General features: G+C 41.1%; 16 protein-coding genes. 4 read left to right on the forward strand and 12 right to left on the reverse strand.

Annotated elements, in window-relative coordinates:
- The first annotated feature begins 10 nt into the window (after window positions 1–10).
- Together MKX30_RS21790 and MKX30_RS21795 are read left to right on the forward strand one after the other, a co-directional pair.
- Window positions 11–1114 (forward strand): GerAB/ArcD/ProY family transporter, encoded by a 1104-nt coding sequence (locus MKX30_RS21790; protein ID WP_068941337.1) that lies wholly within the window; start codon window positions 11–13, stop codon window positions 1112–1114.
- Window positions 1107–2300 (forward strand): Ger(x)C family spore germination protein, encoded by a 1194-nt coding sequence (locus MKX30_RS21795; protein WP_023986889.1) that lies wholly within the window; start codon window positions 1107–1109, stop codon window positions 2298–2300. The genes MKX30_RS21790 and MKX30_RS21795 overlap by 8 nt, the downstream gene beginning before the upstream one ends.
- 113 nt (window positions 2301–2413) lie before the next feature.
- Here the strand turns inward: MKX30_RS21795 and MKX30_RS21800 are convergent, their stop codons facing one another.
- From MKX30_RS21800 to MKX30_RS21830, 7 genes are all read right to left on the reverse strand, one after another.
- Window positions 2414–4456, reverse strand: a complete 2043-nt coding sequence (locus tag MKX30_RS21800) for a serine hydrolase domain-containing protein (protein WP_341063476.1) — start codon at window positions 4454–4456, stop codon at window positions 2414–2416.
- 121 nt (window positions 4457–4577) lie between these two features.
- Window positions 4578–5879 carry an ATP-binding protein gene (locus tag MKX30_RS21805; protein WP_341063478.1) on the reverse strand — a complete coding sequence of 434 codons (1302 nt, stop codon included), beginning with the start codon at window positions 5877–5879 and terminating at the stop codon, window positions 4578–4580.
- Window position 5880: 1 nt separating this feature from the next.
- Window positions 5881–6621 (reverse strand): LytR/AlgR family response regulator transcription factor, encoded by a 741-nt coding sequence (locus MKX30_RS21810; RefSeq protein ID WP_071559341.1) that lies wholly within the window; start codon window positions 6619–6621, stop codon window positions 5881–5883.
- A 211-nt stretch (window positions 6622–6832) separates the two neighbouring features.
- A complete protein-coding gene (gene treR / locus MKX30_RS21815; RefSeq protein WP_028541078.1) occupies window positions 6833–7582 on the reverse strand; it encodes a trehalose operon repressor in 750 nt (249 codons plus the stop codon).
- Window positions 7583–7655: 73 nt separating this feature from the next.
- A complete protein-coding gene (gene treP, locus MKX30_RS21820) occupies window positions 7656–9614 on the reverse strand; it encodes a PTS system trehalose-specific EIIBC component (protein ID WP_053324583.1) in 1959 nt (652 codons plus the stop codon).
- A 97-nt stretch (window positions 9615–9711) separates the two neighbouring features.
- On the reverse strand, window positions 9712–11451 hold the full coding sequence (treC, locus tag MKX30_RS21825) for an alpha,alpha-phosphotrehalase (RefSeq protein WP_341063481.1): 1740 nt from the start codon (window positions 11449–11451) through the stop codon (window positions 9712–9714).
- Between the two features lie 272 nt (window positions 11452–11723).
- Window positions 11724–12305 carry a LysE family transporter gene (locus MKX30_RS21830; RefSeq protein WP_023986882.1) on the reverse strand — a complete coding sequence of 194 codons (582 nt, stop codon included), beginning with the start codon at window positions 12303–12305 and terminating at the stop codon, window positions 11724–11726.
- 113 nt (window positions 12306–12418) lie between these two features.
- Here MKX30_RS21830 and MKX30_RS21835 point away from each other — a divergent pair, with 113 nt between their 5' ends.
- Window positions 12419–12970 (forward strand): helix-turn-helix domain-containing protein, encoded by a 552-nt coding sequence (locus MKX30_RS21835; RefSeq protein ID WP_023986881.1) that lies wholly within the window; start codon window positions 12419–12421, stop codon window positions 12968–12970.
- A 116-nt stretch (window positions 12971–13086) separates the two neighbouring features.
- On the opposite strand, the gene MKX30_RS21840 is transcribed toward MKX30_RS21835, so the two are convergent.
- The 5 genes from MKX30_RS21840 to MKX30_RS21860 form a co-directional block, all read right to left on the reverse strand.
- On the reverse strand, window positions 13087–13656 hold the full coding sequence (locus tag MKX30_RS21840; protein ID WP_028541083.1) for a sugar O-acetyltransferase: 570 nt from the start codon (window positions 13654–13656) through the stop codon (window positions 13087–13089).
- Between the two features lie 13 nt (window positions 13657–13669).
- Complete coding sequence (locus MKX30_RS21845; protein ID WP_445671566.1) at window positions 13670–14884, reverse strand: MFS transporter; 1215 nt, start codon at window positions 14882–14884, stop codon at window positions 13670–13672.
- Window positions 14885–15122: 238 nt separating this feature from the next.
- A complete protein-coding gene (locus MKX30_RS21850) occupies window positions 15123–17477 on the reverse strand; it encodes a glycoside hydrolase family 2 TIM barrel-domain containing protein (RefSeq protein ID WP_341063598.1) in 2355 nt (784 codons plus the stop codon).
- A gap of 79 nt (window positions 17478–17556) precedes the next feature.
- Window positions 17557–18351, reverse strand: a complete 795-nt coding sequence (locus MKX30_RS21855) for a Nif3-like dinuclear metal center hexameric protein (protein WP_053324579.1) — start codon at window positions 18349–18351, stop codon at window positions 17557–17559.
- 121 nt (window positions 18352–18472) lie between these two features.
- A complete protein-coding gene (locus tag MKX30_RS21860) occupies window positions 18473–19039 on the reverse strand; it encodes a 5' nucleotidase, NT5C type (RefSeq protein WP_023986876.1) in 567 nt (188 codons plus the stop codon).
- 473 nt (window positions 19040–19512) lie between these two features.
- On the opposite strand from MKX30_RS21860, the gene MKX30_RS21865 reads away from it, so the two are divergent.
- Window positions 19513–20496: a glycoside hydrolase family 5 protein gene (locus MKX30_RS21865; RefSeq protein WP_053324578.1), complete on the forward strand. Its 984-nt coding sequence runs from the start codon at window positions 19513–19515 to the stop codon at window positions 20494–20496.
- Window positions 20497–20566 lie beyond the last annotated feature (70 nt).

The raw sequence follows: 20566 nt of genomic DNA on the forward strand, positions 1-20566 counted from the left end.
AGGAAGGATTGTGTTTAGACGTTCTGATGATAAGATTACATCCAAACAGGCGGCAGTATTCCTGACCAATACGGTATTAGGCGCAGGGATTTTGACACTGCCGAGAGGTGTAACTGAAACGGTAAAGACTCCGGATGCATGGCTCTCTGTCCTGCTTGGCGGATGTATTGTCATATTAGTGGTGTTGCTCATGGTAAAATTAAGCCAACAATTTCCCGGAAACACTGTGTATCAATACTCCAGGAGAATCGTCGGTATCATTCCAGGAGGATTTTTAAGTCTATTATTAATCATATACTTTATCATCATCGCTGGCTTTGAGATTCGTGTTTTAGCTGAAGTGACGATTTATTTTTTGCTTGAAGGGACACCCATATGGGCGATTGTGATTCCATTCATCTGGGTGGGAAGTTATCTGGTTTTTGGAGGTATTAATCCCATTGCGCGGTTATACCAGATTGTACTCCCGATCAGTCTCTTCTTTTTACTCATCTGTTTTGTCCTTAGCCTAAGGATCTTTGAAATTGACCATCTTCGTCCTGTATTGAGTAGCGGTATTCTTCCAGTAGTTAAGGGGCTAAAGTCGACTGTCCTTGTTTTCACTGGATGTGAAGTCATCATGACACTGGTCGCTTTCTTACAATACCCTGAAAAAGCCATAAAGGCCATGGTAGTGGGAATCAGCATCCCTTGGGTATTATACTTTTTGACCGTAGTTATGGTAGTTGGCGGGTTATCGGTGGACTCTACTATGACAAGTACCTGGCCCACCATTAATTTAATGCGCAGCTTTGAAATCTCCGGATTTCTTTTTGAACGTCTTGAGTTTCCGTTGCTGGTAATCTGGATGATGCAAATGTTTTGTAATTTCTGCAGTTTTTTCTTCAATGCATCCTTAGGTGTCTCACAGGTATTTGGCCTTAAATATCGTTATGCGATTTTCGGCTTAATCCCAATTATCTTTATCTCCACAATGACTCCTGTTCGTATGATGGAAGTGTTTAGCCTAGGCGATGCGATCGGATACATGGGAATCATTTTATTTTTTCTGGTCCCGGTACTTCTCTCCATCGTTTTCATGATCAGGAAGAAGGGAATGAAGCAAAATGTATAGGCAACAAATCCTATCTTTGCTGCTTGCCTTCATTCTCCTGGTAACTCAAGCCGGTTGCTGGAGCAGCAGAGAAATAGAAGAACTAAGCATGTATACAGGACTGGCTCTGGATAAGGGTGAGCCCAGCACAGTGGAAAAGGACCTGGAAAAGGAAGGCAGCCGTTACTTCAAGAAAAATAAAATTACTGCCACTGTGCAAATCGTCCCCAAAAAGACTTTTGGAAACACGGCAAAACAAGGTGGTGGACAAGGGCCAAACTATATTAATATAGCTGCCACCGGGGATTCTTTACTTGAAATCTTCCGGCAATTATCCCTCCGTCTGGATCGCCCGATTATTGGTCACCATCTAAAGGTCATGGTGGTTTCCACCAAATTGGCAGAACAACAGACGATGCAGCAATTGATGGATTTTGTGCTTCGTGATAATGATATTCGTCCGAGTTGTTTTGTTTTCTTAAGTAAGGAACGTGCAGCTGATACCTTAGTTACCAAATATAAGGACGAGGTCCCATCCATTCATATTCTGTATATGCTTCGTAATCATTTCAGAACCAGCAAGGTGATGAGGGGAGTCAATTTGTCTGAATTGGATGGGTTGATGCACTCCAAAAAAAGCTATATATTGCAAAACATTTCTGAATCCGATGGGGAATTAGAATTTTCGGGTGCTGGTGTTATTAAAGGAGACACCGGTCACTGGATCGGTAGTTTGGGACAACAAGACGTAGAGAGCATTGCATGGATTAAAGGTGATGTTGAGGGCGGAGCTGTCAAAACGTATGACAAGCGGAATGAAGCTATAACTTATGAGATCAAATCGGTAAAAAGCAAAATAACAGCTAAGGTGACCGAGGGTAACGATATCTCGTTTCACGTAAAAATTGAATCCAAAGGACGTTTAATCGAAAACTGGGATGAGAAAGTGAACCCGACAGAGACACGAAACATGAAAGAGGCTGAGAAAGAATTTGAAAAAGAAGTGACTAGAAGGATTAAGTCTCTTATGCACAAATTACAATCAGAATATAAAGTCGATGTCGCCAGTTTTGGTGAACGTTTAAATATTGAGCAGCCTCAAGTGTGGAAAAAAGTAAAGGATGATTGGGATTACAAATTCAGCAAAATACCCGTAACCTTCGATATAAAATTATCTATTACGGATTTAGGCTCATCTGCCGAATGAAAGAGTCGAATTGGCCTTATATAAAAGCCAATTCGACTTAAGATTCGCGGTTGTCTTCATAACCATCCAACACTGCAACGGTCGCTCCTGAATTTCCAGAAGCGGCTACACGCTTAATTCAAATTGATTTTAAATACATCCCCTGCATGGCCACCTAAAACGATCAAGCCACCTTTGGGCAGTACAACCGAATTGTTATTGCTAGCAGTTGAAAATTGTACAACCGCTCCGTTTTCATCATAGACAGCGAAGCCTCCGCTTTTTGGAAAATCAACGGTCATCGTTTTATTGGCTGAGTTTTTATCTATTTTATACCATGTGGCTTGGCCATTAGATGGTATGGTGTACACTGATTTTCCTCCCAAGATAGGTTTAACAGCATCTTCACTGATATAGGATTGTCCATCTATGGTTAAATACTCCGAACCATCCTTGGTATAAAAATTCAGATCAAATGCATCTCTTCCACTCATAACAGGAATCTCAACGGCATTTACTGCTTTATTCTCATCCACAATTTTAGTACCACTTGCGTATCCATCATGATCAACGGATATTTTTTTTGTTATAAATGAGGGGGCCAGATAAAATATGGAAGATATCTTTTCATCCAAAGCATAATAATTTTTCCCGTTTCTATTTTCCCATGCCTTTTTAACTGTAGTATTTAGAGGATTGGCATCAAGCTTTTGATATTCATAAATCACCATAACCATTTGGCCTAATCCCGGAAAGTTTAAATAAATGTTAGCCTTAATATACGTTTTCCCGTTTTTTTGTTTGTCAAAGCTTACGGCTACACTGCCATCACTGCTTTTGAATTGTCCATCACCTGTATACACATATTTTTGCGCCGGGACGAATCCATCCAAAAAAGCAGGTAAATCAAACTCACCGTTTTTAATCTCTACATTGATGGTTGTACCCACAGAACCGTATAATCCCGAATAAGAAAGTAAATCAGATGGCATTTCCACTTTTACAGGAGCCTCAAATGTTTTATCCGGTATGATGTCTTTAATGATGCCCTTATCTTTTAAAACTTCCAATAAAACGTTAGAAGCAAAAATACTATCTAAGATGGAAGACCCTCCAGATGAAAGCACAGCCATAGAAATTTGATGCTCTGGTATGGTGATCAAAGTAGAGTGATACAAAACAGTATCCCCACCCTTGGATAGCGCAGTTATTCCGTAATCACTAAACGGTGCCAACTGAACCGCATCCCAGCCAAGCCCATAATTAAAGCTGTTTGTCTCTTCAGGTACCCATATTCCTTTTCGATATTCATGACTTTGCATGGACTTCGCCGATTGTGCAGATAAAATATCGGGTCTGTTCCCCATTAATACTTCTGAAAACATAGCCACCTCTTCTGCGGTAGAGTATAAGCCCCCTGTCCCGATGACATTGGCATTTTCAACGGGTAAGGCCCCCTCAATCGCAGGAAAATAAGTTTTGGACAGCTTTTGTCTGTCAAACTGATCGAGTGGTGTTTTCGTAGAGTTCAAACCCAAAGGGGCACTAATATGCTTTGCCAGAAATTCGGTATAACTTAGACCACTCACCCGTTCAACCAATATTTCAAGCAATTGAAAACTATCATTACTATATACAGAATATTCACCGGGGTTGGATTTTAAAGTCTCTGATCGTAATCTCAGCAATAGCTCATCATGATTTTCTGTATCATTGTCATTAAATAACATACTATTTTTATAGTGGGCACCGTAAAGACCCAACGAATGATTTAACAGCATACGCGGTGTAATTTGTTTGTATCTTTCATCAGCCATTGTAAAGTCCTTAATGTATGTTGTTAGCGGCTGATCAATATCTACCTTATGGGTATCCACCAGCATCATCGTTGCAGCAGATACATACATTTTGCTTGTAGAGCCTATACCGAACATCGTATCCTTGGTGATTGGCTCGTTGGTTGCTTTATTCTTTACACCCACGCTATCCGATAATACGATGTTTCCATGGTCCCTAATGGCATACTGCACACCGCTAGCACCGTATTTGGATACCAGCTCCGAGGCCAGATTGCGAGCCTTTTCCTTAATGGGTTCAGGATTGTCTTGAGCAAAAGCATTCGTCATCGGCAGTACAAAAAGCATAGCCGAAATGAACACAGCTATTATTTTCTTCATTCCATATTTCCTCCTCTTATGGGTTCCCAGATTATTACTGGACTGATCATACTATGAACGAGGATTCTATATAAAAAAGTCACCCTGAAACGAAAAAAACAATCCCTAAACAGCAAGATGTCTAAGAATTGTCCTTATAAAATGGCAATAAAGCCATATTATCGAATACTTTATTTTTTGTTTCAATGGTCATATTCCCACCGTATTTGTCACATATTCTGGATATATTGGTCAAGCCAATGCCATGTACATCCGGGTTTGATTTTTGACTATGCAAATGAGCCACTTCATTCTCCACATGATTCAGGATGTGAATGAAAAGCGCGGACTCATTGGAATGTATTTTAATAAGAATGTACCTATCATCCGCAATCTTGACCTTTTTAGATGCTTCTATGGCATTATCCAGCATATTGCCCAGAGCGACACACAAGTCATAACGTTCAATATTTACTTTTTGTGAATACAAGTTAAGCTGAGTATCTACCTTGATGCCATTGGCCTGAGCAATATTAAGACTATTTGTGACAAGAGCATCTATAACCAGATTACCGGTATTAACCCTTTGATAGGCTCCTTCGATTTTATTTAATGTAACCTTAATATGTTCACTCGCCTCAGCCAATTCATTTCTCTTGATACATTCTTCAATATACAAAAACTGTTGGTGTGTATCATGAATGATTCTTTTCATATTTTTGAAGCTGTAAACCGTTTTTTCGTAGTTAGCATCTTGGTAGTCCATCTGATGTTGTAATTGAGCATTTTCATGCATTAATTGAAATTTTTCAATGATATTATCGAAAATATATATGATAAAAACATTTAAAAAAATAAAGCTAATAATAGAACCAAAATAATACATATTCTTTTCACTATAAACAGATAAAACATTGACCTGGTATAAACTTATGATGGGAACGATTAAAAATAAAATATAGTAACGATGCTGCAAAGGGAAGGTTCTGCGTTTGGCAAATAGCCGTATAATCTGAATGACAGCAAACATGATAATGCAGCTGAGTAACATAACCTTAGAGGATATCAAGTGATCTTGCCCACCCAAATGGCTAAAGTTGCTAATTTTAACGGAGCATACAGCATATAAAATATAAAGAGATATAAAATTAACGATGGTTATCAATACAGCATAAAGGATAGAAAAAATGATCTTTGTCTTTATTTCCACTGTATAAGATTGCGCTAAACTAAATATGACAAGTAATGCCAAAATCGAGGATAGCGTAGGAGACAGATAAACACTTAAATATAAGATGTTCAGCAACCCGAAAATAATGAAATATATGAATCTATTTGGCTTTCGATTGGACTTATCCAAAACCGAGTTAAAGTAAAAATTCACTTGAAAGCACATCACCAGTACAACACATAGGTTAAGAAGCAGGTAGCTATATTCCATCATATTAATGCATCTTCATGATCATAAATTTGGTATATAGATCTTTAACTTCTTTTATTTTAGAACGCCCAATAGGTAACTTCACATCATTTGACATCAAAACATCACCGCCAGCAAATTTTTTCACATGAATTAAGTTTATAATAATCGAACGATGAATTTGTAGAAAATTATGTTCTTTTAATGCTGAAGCATAGTCCGAAAGAATCCCTTTGCTATCATAGGTTTGAGTAGAGGTTACAAAATGCAGTTTGTTTTTTATGGTTAAGCTTTTGACCACTTCAATACTAATGATATCATCATATTTTAAAAGCACTTCCTCATAAGCTGACTTGATAATAACGAATTTTTTATCGAGAGATTGAAAGTATTTACACAGCTTTATCATTTTTTCCTCAAAGATATGGGGAGCAATCGGTTTTATTAAATATTGAAATGTAACTACGTCAAAACTTTCCACCATATATTCAGGGTAGCTCGTTAAAAAAACAATCTGTTCATCCAGGTGATTTAAATTCCTTATTTTTTGGGCGGTTTGAATTCCGTTTATGCCATTCATTTCAACATCCAATATTAAGATATGGAATGGAGATTCATGGTTTTGATAATGAGATACCAGCTGTTCTCCTGAGTCGAATAATTCAACTTTAAATTCTATATTGGTCTTTAACGACAAAGTAATCAGCATATTTTTAACAAGTTCTCTGTGCTTGTGCTCATCATCGCAGATAGCCACTCTATACATAAATAACATACACCTCATTCCCATTGCACTGATCATGGAATTGTATTCTAAACAGTATATAACCTTTTAATATTCTATAAACAGCTTTTGGATAAAACGCAAATTCAAATCCCTCAAATGCCAGTATACAAGCTGCTCAGCAGCTGCATCCAAGGTAAAAAAGAAACCCTCGTCTTCAAAAGACGGGGTTTCTTAACTGTTTTATTGATCGTTATTTAAAAAAATCAGTTCTTTTCTCTTCACCGTGGGAACGTCTGGCAAAGTCGACAAATTGGAATTTGTCCAACCGATGCCTTGACTCGGTATACTGGAACAAGGTGGTGTCCTCCAGATAAACATAGTTACGTACTACGACCACATGAGTGTAGTTCTGAAGGTCCATCAGCCTATGATCTTCTTCATCTGCATTTTCTACGGAAACCACTTTTTTGGCATAACTGATTTGAAGATGGAGTTCTCCCTCCAAATATTCGTAGATGGACCCACGACTAATTTCCTCGGTAAGCACAGGTACAATGTCTGATCGAAAGTAATCTTTATCCAGTATGACGCATTCACCCTCAATCTCACGCGCACGAATAACTTTCCAGACCAAATACTTGTCTTTGTTAATCTCAAGATGATTAGCTATGTCATCTGGAACTGGAATTAAATGATTTTCATGTACAATTGTTCGTGATGTACGCCCAATCCGTTCAGACATTTCCTTGAAACTGACCAAGCCTCCTATAGGGAAATCCATCCGTCCAATATCCAGAACAAAAGATCCTTTAGCTTTTATTTTATGGATATACCCATTTTGTGCAAGCAAGTGAAGTGCCTTACGTACGGTTTCGCGAGAAGTGTTATACTCTCGGGCCAGTTCATTTTCAGATGGCATTTTCGTGCCTGGAGCCAATTCGCCTGTCTGGATTCGTCCCGAGTACTCCTGATAAATTTGCAAAAATATATTCTTTGTCAATTTTCATCACCACGTTCATTGTAGCATCCTTTCACTTCCTATTCACTAAAATAGGCTGTACGATGAATCTGACTTAATTGGTATTGTCTGATGAAGAATTCAAATGAATTCTCATTAAGGTATACTGCAAATCGTCTGCCTCACCCGGCAGTTCCTCAACCGATTCAATCATACTCTGACCATCCGGGACAATGACTGGTGTAATGACGGGATATCCGGATTTCTGAATCAGATCACGGTCAAATTCCATCAATAGTTGCCCTTGCTCCACGGTTTGATTGGTCTCCACATGCATGGTGAATCCCTCACCCTTCAGGGACACCGTGTTAATTCCCACATGTACCAGAATCTGTACACCTGTCGGATGCTCTAAGATCAAGGCATGCTTGCTTTTCACCATGATGTGAATGACTTGCCCACTGAAAGGGGCAAGAATTTTGCCATCCTTCGGTTCCACTGCTATACCTTGACCCATCTGCCGTTCGGCAAAAGCCGGGTCAGGAACTTGTTCTAACGGTACAACACGTCCTCGTACGGGAGTCCTCACTTCAAGCACATCTAGTGCGGTATTTTGCGGAAGCGAGTCTTTCCTTACGGAATCATTGGCTGGTGCAGCCTGACGGCGCTTAGTTAACAACTTGCCATACATTAAAGTTAAAGCAAACGGCACAATTAACACGATCGCCATCCCGATGAAGAATACACCCCAGTTGTTTGGGAAAATAGACAAGAAGCCTGGAATCCCGCCCACACCAATGGAAGAAGCCATCACATGATTTACGGTGAGCAATATACCTGCAATACCGGAACCGATCATTGCGAATACAAACGGATATTTATATCGGATATTCACTCCGAATATGGCAGGCTCGGTTACACCCAGAAATGCAGACACTGAAGAGGTAAGAGCCAATCCTTTTCCCTTTTGCTCCTTCAATACCAGCATCATTGCCAGTGCTCCGGCACCCTGAGCGATATTGGACAGCGCCAGCATCGGCCAAAGGAATGTTCCACCCTGCGTACCAATTAATTGCACGTCCACCGCCAGGAAAGTATGGTGCATTCCCGTAATCACGAGCAAGGAGTACAAGCCTCCATAAATCAGGCCTCCCAGCGCAGGAGCCAAATCGAAAACGTATACAAGACCAGACGTAATGGCATTACCAATCATAAAAGTAACCGGACCGATCACTGTAAAAGCCAGAAATCCCGTTATTAATAATGTAATCGGTGCTACGAGTAACAGCTTAAATGAATCCGCTATCTTCTTATTTAGGAATTTCTCAATGTGGGCGAGCACGTAAGCGGATACTAAAACGGGTAAAACCTGTCCTTGATAACCAATCTTGTTCACTTCCCACCCAAACAAATTCCAAACCGGAACGGTGCCCTTTGTAACCGCATCCGCATAACCGTATGCACTTAGCAGATCCGGATGAACCAGAATCAGACCCAGTACGATCCCGAGTAAAGGACTGCCGCCAAACCTGACAACGGCCGACCATCCAATTAAGGCAGGTAGAAATGTAAATGCGGTGCTGGCAATGGTGTTAATGATAGCAGCAAAGTCGGTCCATTGAGGATAGACCTGAACCAAAGCCATTCCTTCGAAGAAGATTCCCTTACCAGTCAAAATATTATTTATTCCAAGCAATAAGCCTGCAGTCACGATTGCGGGCAAGATAGGGATAAAAATATCTGCCAGCGTCTTGATGGCACGCTGAATTGGATTTTGTTTTTTGCTTGCCGCATTTTTGACATCGTCTTTAGAAGCCCGACTACCTCCTGTAATGGAGATCATTTCGTCATATACCTTATCCACCAGACCTGGGCCAATTACGACCTGATACTGTCCTTGTGAAGAAAATTGGCCTTTGACCAGATCATTTTGTTCGAGTGCATCTTTGTCTACCAGCTTATCATCATAAAGGGCAAATCGCAGACGAGTTACGCAATGCGTAGAGGCCTCTATGTTGTCTTTGCCACCAACGGCTTTTATAATGTCTTCTACCTGTGATCTTTCAATCGCCATTTAGCCCACTCCCTTAACGTTCGCTCATTTTAAAGCAGCAACCCCGGTTATCAAAGATAACGTGCCCGTGCCCGGGGTGCTACTAGATGTCTCCATACTATTCACTAAGTCTACAAACAATCCACATATATGAAGCATATGGGGTCAAAGAGATCACTTGTTTTAGCTCCGGGGCGTGCTGAGTATTACCAATTAAGAACTCAGCCGCATCCAACGCTTGATTTTCTAAACATGAATAAAATGAATCCGGTATACGGAATTGCGTATCCTGTCCGCTAAAATTGGAGATGACGATCAAAGTCTCCTCTTCATTGCTGCGTTGATAGGCATAGACCTGAGGATGAGCTTCGTCCAGGCGTAGATAATTCCCATCGGTAATGACTTGCACCGTCTTACGCAGATGAATTAGCTTACGGTAATGGTGATAGATAGAGTTCGGGTCCTCTAACTGAGCCTGAACATTAATCTGTGGATATCGTTCATCTACCTTAATCCAGGGAGTACCTGAAGTGAAGCCCGCATTGCGAGTGCCATCCCACTGCATCGGTGTTCTCGAATTATCACGAGACCGCTCTCGAATGATATTCAATGCTTCTTCTGCACTTTTGCCTTGCTCCTGTAAGATACGATACATATTCAGAGATTCAACATCCCGAAACTCTTCAATGTCTGCCCACTGCGGGTTGGCCATCCCAATCTCTTCACCCTGAAATATATAAGGCGTTCCTTGAAGACCATGTAGCGTGGTTGCCAGCAGCTTGGCGCTTTCCGCATGATATTCGCCATCATCCAAAAAGCGAGAGATTGCCCTTGGCTGATCATGATTATTAAAAAACAATGCACTCCAGCCACCGCCCTGTTGCATGCCCGTTTGCCAATCCGAGAATAGCTTTTTCAGCATTTCAAAATCATATGGCATCAATTCCCACTTTTGTCCATTTGGATAATCCACCTTCAAATGATGAAAATTAAAGGTCATGGACAATTCTTTTCTCTCTGGATTGGAATAACGGATACAGTGATCCAGTGAGGTGGAGGACATCTCACCCACAGTGACGCTATTCTGTTTGGCAAATACTTTCTCATGTAACTCATGGATGTATTCATGCACATGTGGACCGTCCGTATAATACTTACGTCCGTCGCCAGGAGCCGTGCTTCTATCATCGTCCGAGAATTGCTGATCCTTGGAAATCAAATTAATGACATCCAGTCGGAAACCACTGACTCCCTTCTCAGCCCAAAATTCCAGCAGATTGACAGCTTCTTGACGGACTTTGGGATTTTCCCAGTTTAGATCCGCCTGAGTCTTATCAAACAGTGTCAGGAAATATTGGCCTGTTGCCTCGTCATATTGCCAAGCTGGTCCACCAAATTTGGAAACCCAATTGTTTGGAGGTCCACCATCGGGTGCTGGATCACGCCAGATATAGTAGTCCCTATACTCACTATCCTTAGAAAGCCGTGCCTCCTGGAACCAGGCATGTTCTGTGGAAGAATGGTTAACCACGATGTCGATCATTAGGTACATCCCACGCGCCCGGATTCCCTCGCTCAATTCTTCAAAATCCTGCATTGTTCCATAATCGGGATTAATCTGGCAATAATCGGCTACATCATACCCGTTATCACGTTGTGGTGAGACATATACAGGCTGCAACCAGACAATATCCACACCCAGTTTTTTTAAATAATCCAGCTTTTGCGTCAGTCCTCTTATATCACCGGTTCCTTTGCCCGTTGTATCGTTAAAACTTTTGGGATAAACCTGATAGACCACTGATTTGCGCCACCAGTCCTTATCTTGAGGAATTAAAGTCTTGTTCATTGCTTCCATTCATGCTCATTCCTTTCTTGCGAAATGAAGTAGCGTAAAAAATAATATAACGCTTTCAACATCTTGTATATACAAGATTAAGTCATGTATATACAAGTTGTCAACAGCTTTATCTATTAAGGTAATACCCGTTTTGCAGCTAAATGATCAGGAGACTCATCCATTCTGTCCGATTGTATGTTATGACTCGTAGAATAAGCTCAATTCACACGAAAAAAGGCTCCTGCCTATAGTCAGGAACCTTTCTTTTCTATGATGAATAAGGTACTCATTTACATCCATATCGATAGTGCACTATAAAGGAGCAATAAGGACATTATGATATTGAAGGAACGCTCATGCTTATTCAAGAAACGTTGAAACACTGCGCCAAAAATCGCCCAGCTCACTACAGCTACAAAACCAATACAAGTCAGGAGTAATGAAATCGTAATAAGCTCTATATACGATACATCATAAGGCATTACAAACGTTGAAATGACCGTAATACCATACAAAATGATTTTTAAATTGATAAATTGTAGCAACAGTCCTGATTTGAAGGAATATCCCTCATTGTGATCATTATCCTCCGTAGAGGATTTGCTCTTTGCAATTTTCACCGCCAGATAAAGCATATACAGACTGCCGAGAACATTCATCCAGATCTTAACCCGTGGCAAAAAATGATACAAAGCAAGATTAAAATAGCAGGCTAACAGCATAATGGCGAAACAACCTGCTGTTACTCCCAGCAAGAATGGGAATGCTTTTTTCAAACCCAACCGCCTGGCACTGTCTAAAGACATAATATTGTTGGGACCTGGCGTAAAGCTGCTAACAAGTGCATAAGAAAGGAACGGAATAAACGGCATGCAACAATCAACTCCCGTATGTTATAATTGAATGAAATGTACGTTGAGACGTACATTTGTACTTTATGATTGTACAATATGTTCTTTATAAAGCACAATAGGAGCGAAGAATTATGGAGAATATTAATCTGATTTTAAGTAAAAATTTGAAACATCTAAGAAATGAAAGAAAATTAAGTTTAGATAAATTAGCTGATCTGACGGGGATCAGTAAAACGATGCTCGGTCAGATTGAGCGCGGAGAATCTAATCCCTCGATTACAACCGTATGGAAAATTGCGAACGGCTTGAAAATCTCTTTCACTGCTCTGATTAATGAACCACCTTCAGATGCAGTAGTCGTTCCTAAAAGCAAAGTACAAGTGCTTGAAGAAAATAATCAATATCGGTTGTATCCGTTTTTCCCCTATGAAGGCAGTAGAAATTTTGAGGTCTACACCGTAGAGATTGAAGCAGGCGGAGAACTGAGTTCAGCGCCGCATCGTGAAGGTACAGAAGAATTTATTACGGTATTTGAGGGTGAGATGGTGGTAAAAGTCAGTGAGGAAATATACACGGTTAAAGCTGGAGATTCGATCCGCTTTAAAGCAGACCGCCCACACATTTACTATAATCTAGGAGAAACCCTGGTTCGGGTGAATATGATTATTTATTACTCTGTATAGTTCAATCTTGAAGACCATAAGTATACAAGTCTTTAAATTAAATGATCCTATTAAAATAAGGAGCGCTTTTAATAGGATCATCGGTACAAATATTAAATGATTTGCCTGTATGCTGTTTAGGAGATTTTAATTTGCTTTATCACTCGTGCTGGATTTCCAGCTACAACCACATGATCTGGAACATCCTTGGTTACTACTGCTCCTGATGCTACTACGACATTATTACCTATCGTAACACCGGGATTAATAACTGCTCTACCGCCGATCCATACATTGTTGCCAATCGTTACAGGTTTCCCATACTCTGGGCCAGCGATTCGTTCAAACGGATCTATGGGATGAGTCGCTGTGTAAATATGGACTCCTGGAGCCATGAAACAATTATCTCCAATGCGCACTTCGCAAACATCCAAAATGGTACAGTCAAAGTTGGCGTAGAAATTTTCCCCAACATGGATATTGTATCCGTAGTCACAGCGTATGTTGGGTTCCATACCTATATTTTCACCAGTTGATCCGAAAAGCTCCTTAAGTAACTTTTCACGGTACTCACGATCCGTCTCTGCCGTCTGATTAAAGAGACGTACACATCTTCTCGCATACTCTCTTTCATTTGTTAATTGAGGATCAGCAGCTACATAAAGTTCTCCATTCATCATCTTTTGTTTTTCCGTTTTCATAGTCATGGGACAATCCCCTTTATATTTTAATCTGATTTTTTTCTTTCATCCCAATAGGTTGGGCTGCGCCCGATATCAAGCCAGCAACAATAACGCCAACAAGCACTACAATCAAGGCATGTAGAAGTCCAACATGTTCACCTAAAAACCCTAAGCTTGGAGGGCCTACTAAAAAGGCAATGTAACCGATCGTGGCTACGGCTCCAACCCGGATAGCTGCACCACGAGGATCGTCTCCGGCAGCAGATAAGCCCACAGGAAAACCAAGTGAGGCTCCAAACCCCCATAATACGACGCCCAGTCCGGCCATGAGGTAATGCTGTCCCCAGATCACTAGAATGATACCGATAGCAGCCAGGACAGCACTCCCTTTCAACACAGGGACACGGCCGTATTTATCCAGTATGAATCCGCCAGTAAAACGTCCAATGGTCATCGCTGCCACAAATAGTCCATACATATAGGAACCTGTTAAAGAATCCACGCCATAACCATCTACCATCGTTAGCGGCAGCCAGTCATTCGCAGACCCTTCTGCAAACGCCATACCTAACACGATGATACCGATTAGTAAAATCCGTCTTTCTTTCCATACAGCAAGCTGCGCCTTGAGATTAGATCCGACCTTTTGAGTAGGAACTTCTTTCTCTATACCTGTATCGCGGGGCAGAAAACGATAAAAATAGAAGGTTACCGCTGCAATCATGATAGCCATAGCTCCAAAATGGACCACAACAGGTATATGTAGCGCCGCTGCTCCAGAGCCAATGATCGCACCTACAAGTGTACCCATACTAAATGAACCGTGAAAAGCGGGCAAAAGCGTTTTTTGCAATTGATTTTCTACCGCAGAACCTTCGACATTAAGAGCTACTTCTGCTGTCCCATAGCCACCTCCAAAGATGACCAAACCAGCAAACACGATGCTCGTGAGCGAAAATGCAGTTCCCAACCCTACAATGACAAAACCGATCACAATCAAAATCGCACTTACCAAAATGACCGCCCGTCCACCTATACGAGAAATCATATTGCCTGCACTAAGTAGTCCCACTAAAGAACCTGCGGCTAATCCAAAAATTATAATTCCCATTTCGGCAGTCGAGACATGTAAAATATCCCGTATAATAGGCGTTCGAGACACCCAGGAAGCAAAAGCTACACCTGGTAAAGCGAATAACAAAAATAAAATATTACGAATTACCCGAGGATTCATGGATGGTTCTACTGGCATTCACTTATCTCCTTATCACCACTTTTTATTAACCTTTTAATAAGTTATATTATAATTAGTCATTCTATTCGTATCCAAACTATTTGTCAAAAAGAGAATTATAGTCATAGATCGCTATTGACCGTCAGTTGTAAACATATTAAAAAGGGCCTGAGCAGGTAGGGCATAAGCATTCACCACCTGTTCAGACCTTATTAGTTAAACCATACAAGCTCTATACTGAATCAGCCTTGAATTATCATTTGTGCTCTTCTTCTATTTTCAGTCTGGTTTCTCCCAGCAACCCTCCATCTGCTGACGCCTGAAGCAACAACTCACCAGCCACATAACCGGATTGTATAACAACGAGACACCTTCCCCTGTGTGTTCGTCTCTCATTCCCCTTGAAGGATTCATCGCTGGTGAGATCACCATTGTCTATTCCAAGGATACGACCATCTCCCTGCAGTTTAAAGATTACATCAAAATCCTGGTTAGGTACGATGATCCCGTTTGGGTCTATGACCGTTACTTCCACATGAGATATCTCATGCCCATCAGCAGGTAGAACCGTCCGATCGGCCTCCAACTTTAGAGCATAAGGAGCCCCGGCAGTGGTCAGTTCATGCTCACAAACCTTCTCGTTTCCATTGCGACCCACAGCCCGGATTTTGCCCGGTGTATAGGGAAGCTCCCATAGGATTAAATGATTAGGGTAATCCACTAGCTTCCTCTCACCGTATGATTCATCATTCACGATCAATTCCACACTCTCACAATTAGTGAAAGTAACCAACCGTATCAATTTTCCACCGTATTCAGGAAATGTCCAGTGATCTTCCATAGCCGGAGATTTCCAGTGCATCGTCCATGTCGGATTAAATTCCGATTTCATATGTTCGTTAAATGCGGCTATGTGCACAATAGGCTGATCAGACCATAAACTTTGTTGGAGATAAGATACTGGTTTGCGGAATCCGCAAGTATCAATCAGACCCGAAGACCACCCTTTGGAGGGATAGCTCGTTTCTCCCAAATAGTCAATTCCACTCCAAACAAATTGACCGATCACATAATCATGATTAGCGACATCAAACCAGGGATTCATAGGCAAATAACCTTTAACCCGGTTATCCTTACCCCGATAGTATGGGAATGTTTCTGTTCCAAGGATAAGCGTATCCGGCATGGCCGCTCTATAGTGCTCATACCACTGCTCCTGATAGTTTACCCCCAGAACATCCACTCGTTGTGCCAGCTGTTTGGTATGCTCCACTTTGGCCTCAATCGAACCCTCACGCAAGCTGATTGGTGTATTATGCGGCTCAAGTGCACATGTAACTGGTCGAGTCGGGTCTTTTTCATGGCAGAAACCCACAAGTTGCTCCAACATTTTGAGCATGGATGGCTGACCTTGATTCTCCACTTCATTCCCAACGCTCCACATGAAAACACTGGGATGGTTCCTGTCTCTGAGCAACATTGCTTCCAGATCTTTTTCCCACCACTCATCATATAAATGCTCATAGAAAAGAGACTTCCATTTGTCAAAAGCTTCATCAACCACCAAGAACCCCATCTGATCACATAAATCTAATAATTCGGGCGCCATCGGGTTATGAGCAAAACGAATCGAGTTACAGCCCATTTCTTTCAGCCTCTGCAGCCTTCTCTTCATGGCTGTATCATGGTAAGCAGCCCCCAGACAGCTTAAATCATGGTGAATGCACACTCCCTTTAGCTTTAAGCTGTGCCCATTCAGCAATAAACCTTTTTGAGTGTCCAGCTTCACTTCTCTTATACCAAAAGGAGTACAATAACGATCCACCTCTGTATTGTCGCAATAGATCGTCGTCTGGGCTTCGTAGAGCACTGGGTTGTCCGGTGACCATAGTTCTGGCTCTAAAACTTGCGCTTTTTGCTCTATTTCCCTCGTTTCACAGCCCAAAAGAGTTACTCGGTTTTCCACTTTTCCTTTGATCTGTCCCTGTGAGTCCAGCATTTCAGTCATAATCGTACACTCTACGGCATGCGCGTGATGATTAGTGACCTGGATTCTGGCAGTCACCTTGGCTTCATCTGGCGAAATTTCAGGTGTGGTAATGTAAGTCCCCCATTCGGTTATATGAATATAATCCGTACAAATCAGCCAAACATTACGATAAATACCGGCCCCCGAATACCATCTGTCAGGTGAAAGAATCGTATTGTCCACTTTGACGGCAAGCACATTCTCCTCATCCCACCGAATATATGGAGTCAAATCATATTGAAAGCTAACATATCCATAGGGTCGCTTGCCCACAAAATGCCCATTGATCCAAACCTCACTGTTACTGTGAATGCCATCAAATTGTATGTATACACGCTGTTTTGGAGAGGAGGGCTTCACATTAAAATGCTTTCTGTACCATCCGACAGACCATCTCGGCAAATAAGCTTGATTGCCACCATACAGCATATGTGGATCAAAGGACTTTTCAATGCTCCAATCATGAGGGACATGAAGGAGCCGCCAATGCTCATCGTTATAGTCCATTTTCTCAGCACCTGCATAATTACCTTCTATAAATTTCCAATCTATTTTGAATGGCATAATCACTCTGCTTCCCATCATCTTGCCTCCATTTCATAAAGTGGATGAACGGATATAACAACAGTGCGGGATGACCATCACAAAAGACGTGTTCTCATTACAATATTTGATACACCGGGCGATCTTCTATAAAGTGTACGGGGAGCATTGGAAATTGGGCGGAAAGTACATCTGCGAGATACTTCATCCCAGGTGCTTCACTTTCAGCATGTCCCAGCATGATAAGTGCTTTACTTTGCCCTTGATAGACAGCATCTTTAACATATTCTGGTGTTTCCCATTCTGGGCCCTCACCGGCAATGACTAAATCCACATTTTCATTTAGAAATAATGGAATGGCTAGTTCACCACCTCCCCTGTATCCTACTGAGATTCCCACTCGTTCACATGGCATGGAAACCTCGCCAGCCACCCGTACATAACGAATATGTAGTTTGGCTTTGATATATTCAGCGATCTCCTTAACCTCCATAGCCGGAATAGTCAAAATGGCGGCCGTCGGCTGCTGTTTCACAATGTAGTTGTGCCAGCTAAGCGCCTGAAGAAGCCCAACCATCACTCCATCCGGTTGATAACGATGTATGGCGTCATGAAACCGATAAATGCCTATACCTGCATCGGCAATGAGGCGAGATTTTTGCAAAAAAACAGGATCATGTAGTAAACATTCATGCATTCTCTGATGACTATAAAAGATGCCTTCATGCGTAATGATAAAATTTGCACCTAGAGAAATAGCTTGTTCTATCACATACTGCGAAGCGGAGAAAGCGGTTACAATTCCTTGCACCTCAGTATCTATATATCCTGGGTCCAGTAGATCTACGGTGGTGTTGGGTATGCTTATTCCCTTGGTCAGATGATTCACAATCTGACCCATAGTCATGGTCATACACGTTCCCTCCTCATGGATAATGCATATCAATTGTACCATTTTATTTCAATCATAAGTGCTATTCTTTCTAGCAAAATAGCCAGTTCCAAAGGAGCCAGCTGTTTTACGAATGGTTCTATTATTTATACAGAACTCCTAAAATGGAGTCGATTCGTTCTTTTGCTCCTTGCCAGGATGTCATGACGGGGAACTCATATTGCTCTCTTACTCTCAGATTCCATGGATGAGGAATGCAAAGCACCTTTTTCCCCTCCTCTAGCGCAGGCACTAAATTATGAGGACCATCATCAATCAGGAGATCATAGTTAATCAGGTTCTTTCGTTTACATGGGAAAAAGTTCTCAATCGGAATGAATGGCATATGTCTTTGAAGCCAGTTCCATTTCTCTACGACGGTCTTGGGTTCTGCCGCTGTCACAATAATGACATCAAAAGCATTGCAAAGCTTCTCCATCTCTTCTACAACATACTCGTCATACAGTTCAAGTTCCTCAAACAAACCCGGTCGCCCATAAAATACATCATGCGTGCTCTTGGGATGACGTAGATGATCGGTGTTCCAATCTAACATTTCTTCATACCGAAGCGTATGAGTGGGAAATTCACTATTGTTATGGTATATGGCTCGTTTGACGAGATGACAGATGGTATCGTCCATATCGACTGCAATGATTGGTTTTCTCATCAGCTTGCCCCTATTCACTCTGGTAAAATTTTTCACAAGAATATCATACTATAATTTAATATCGCGGTGAAGCTTAGGTATTGCTGGCCGATTAGATCTCGCCTTTATTCAAGATAATTAGCCAAGTACAACGTTAGGTTTATCTACATAAATCAGATATATTAAAGCAAAAAAGTTAGGTTAGTTTTATTAAAATAAACTAAATTTCAAACAATTATAAGCAATAAATACAATCAAACCATAGAAAATCACACTTAAATAATAAATCTATGTGTTTATGATTAGAAAACACAAAAAATAACTAAAAAAATCAATTGAATAACAAAAACTCAAATGATAGAATAACAAAAATAACTTTTCTCCAAATTGAAAACGATTAATTTGTGTTTAGCTTACTGCTATTTACACACTTACATACCTACTTCATCTCTGTATAGCAGGAAGTTGAATAATATATTTAGGGAGGAATAAAAATGAAGGTATTGTTAAGAAAAGCATTATTGTCTGGACTGGTCGGCTTGCTCATCATGATTGGTTTAGGAGGAGTTTTCTCCAAGGTAGAAGCTGCTTCAGGATTTTATGTAAGCGGTACCAAATTGTATGATTCTACAGGCAAGCCATTTGTTATGAGAGGCGTCAATCATGCTCACACATGGTACAAAAATGATCTTTATACAGCTATCCCGGCAATTGCCCAGACAGGTGCTAATACCGTCCGAATTGTCCTTTCTAACGGAAACCAGTACACCAAGGATGACATTAATTCCGTGAAAAATATTATCTCTCTTGTCTCCAACCATAAAATGATTGCTGTACTTGAAGTTCATGATGCTACAGGCAAAGACGACTATGCGTCTTTGGATGCAGCTGTGAACTACTGGATTAGCATAAAGGATGCTCTGATCGGCAAGGAAGACCGGGTTATCGTAAACATTGCGAACGAATGGTATGGTTCTTGGAATGGAAGTGGTTGGGCTGATGGATACAAGCAAGCGATTCCCAAGTTGAGAAACGCAGGTATCAAAAATACGCTCATCGTCGATTGTGCCGGATGGGGACAATATCCTCAGTCTATCAATGACTTTGGTAAATCTGTATTTGCAGCTGATTCTTTGAAGAATACGGTATTCTCCATCCATATGTATGAGTTCGCGGGTAAAGATGTTCAAACTGTTCGAACCAATATTGATAACGTTCTGAATCAAGGACTTCCTCTGATTATTGGTGAATTTGGCGGTTACCACCAGGGAGCAGACGTCGACGAGACAGAAATCATGAGATATGGCCAATCCAAAGGAGTAGGCTGGTTAGCCTGGTCCTGGTATGGTAATAGTTCCAACCTTTCCTACCTTGATCTTGTAACAGGACCTAATGGCAATCTGACGGATTGGGGAAAAACTGTAGTTAACGGAAGCAACGGGATCAAACAAACATCGAAAAAAGCCGGTATCTACTAAAAACACATTAAGAAAATAAAAAATACTCATGTATTCACTGGCCCCTTACTTTATGTGAAATTAGTCTGGA

Origin of the sequence: Paenibacillus sp. FSL P2-0173, from assembly GCF_038008045.1 — a bacterium.
Classification (GTDB): Bacteria; Bacillota; Bacilli; order Paenibacillales; family Paenibacillaceae; genus Paenibacillus; species Paenibacillus polymyxa_B.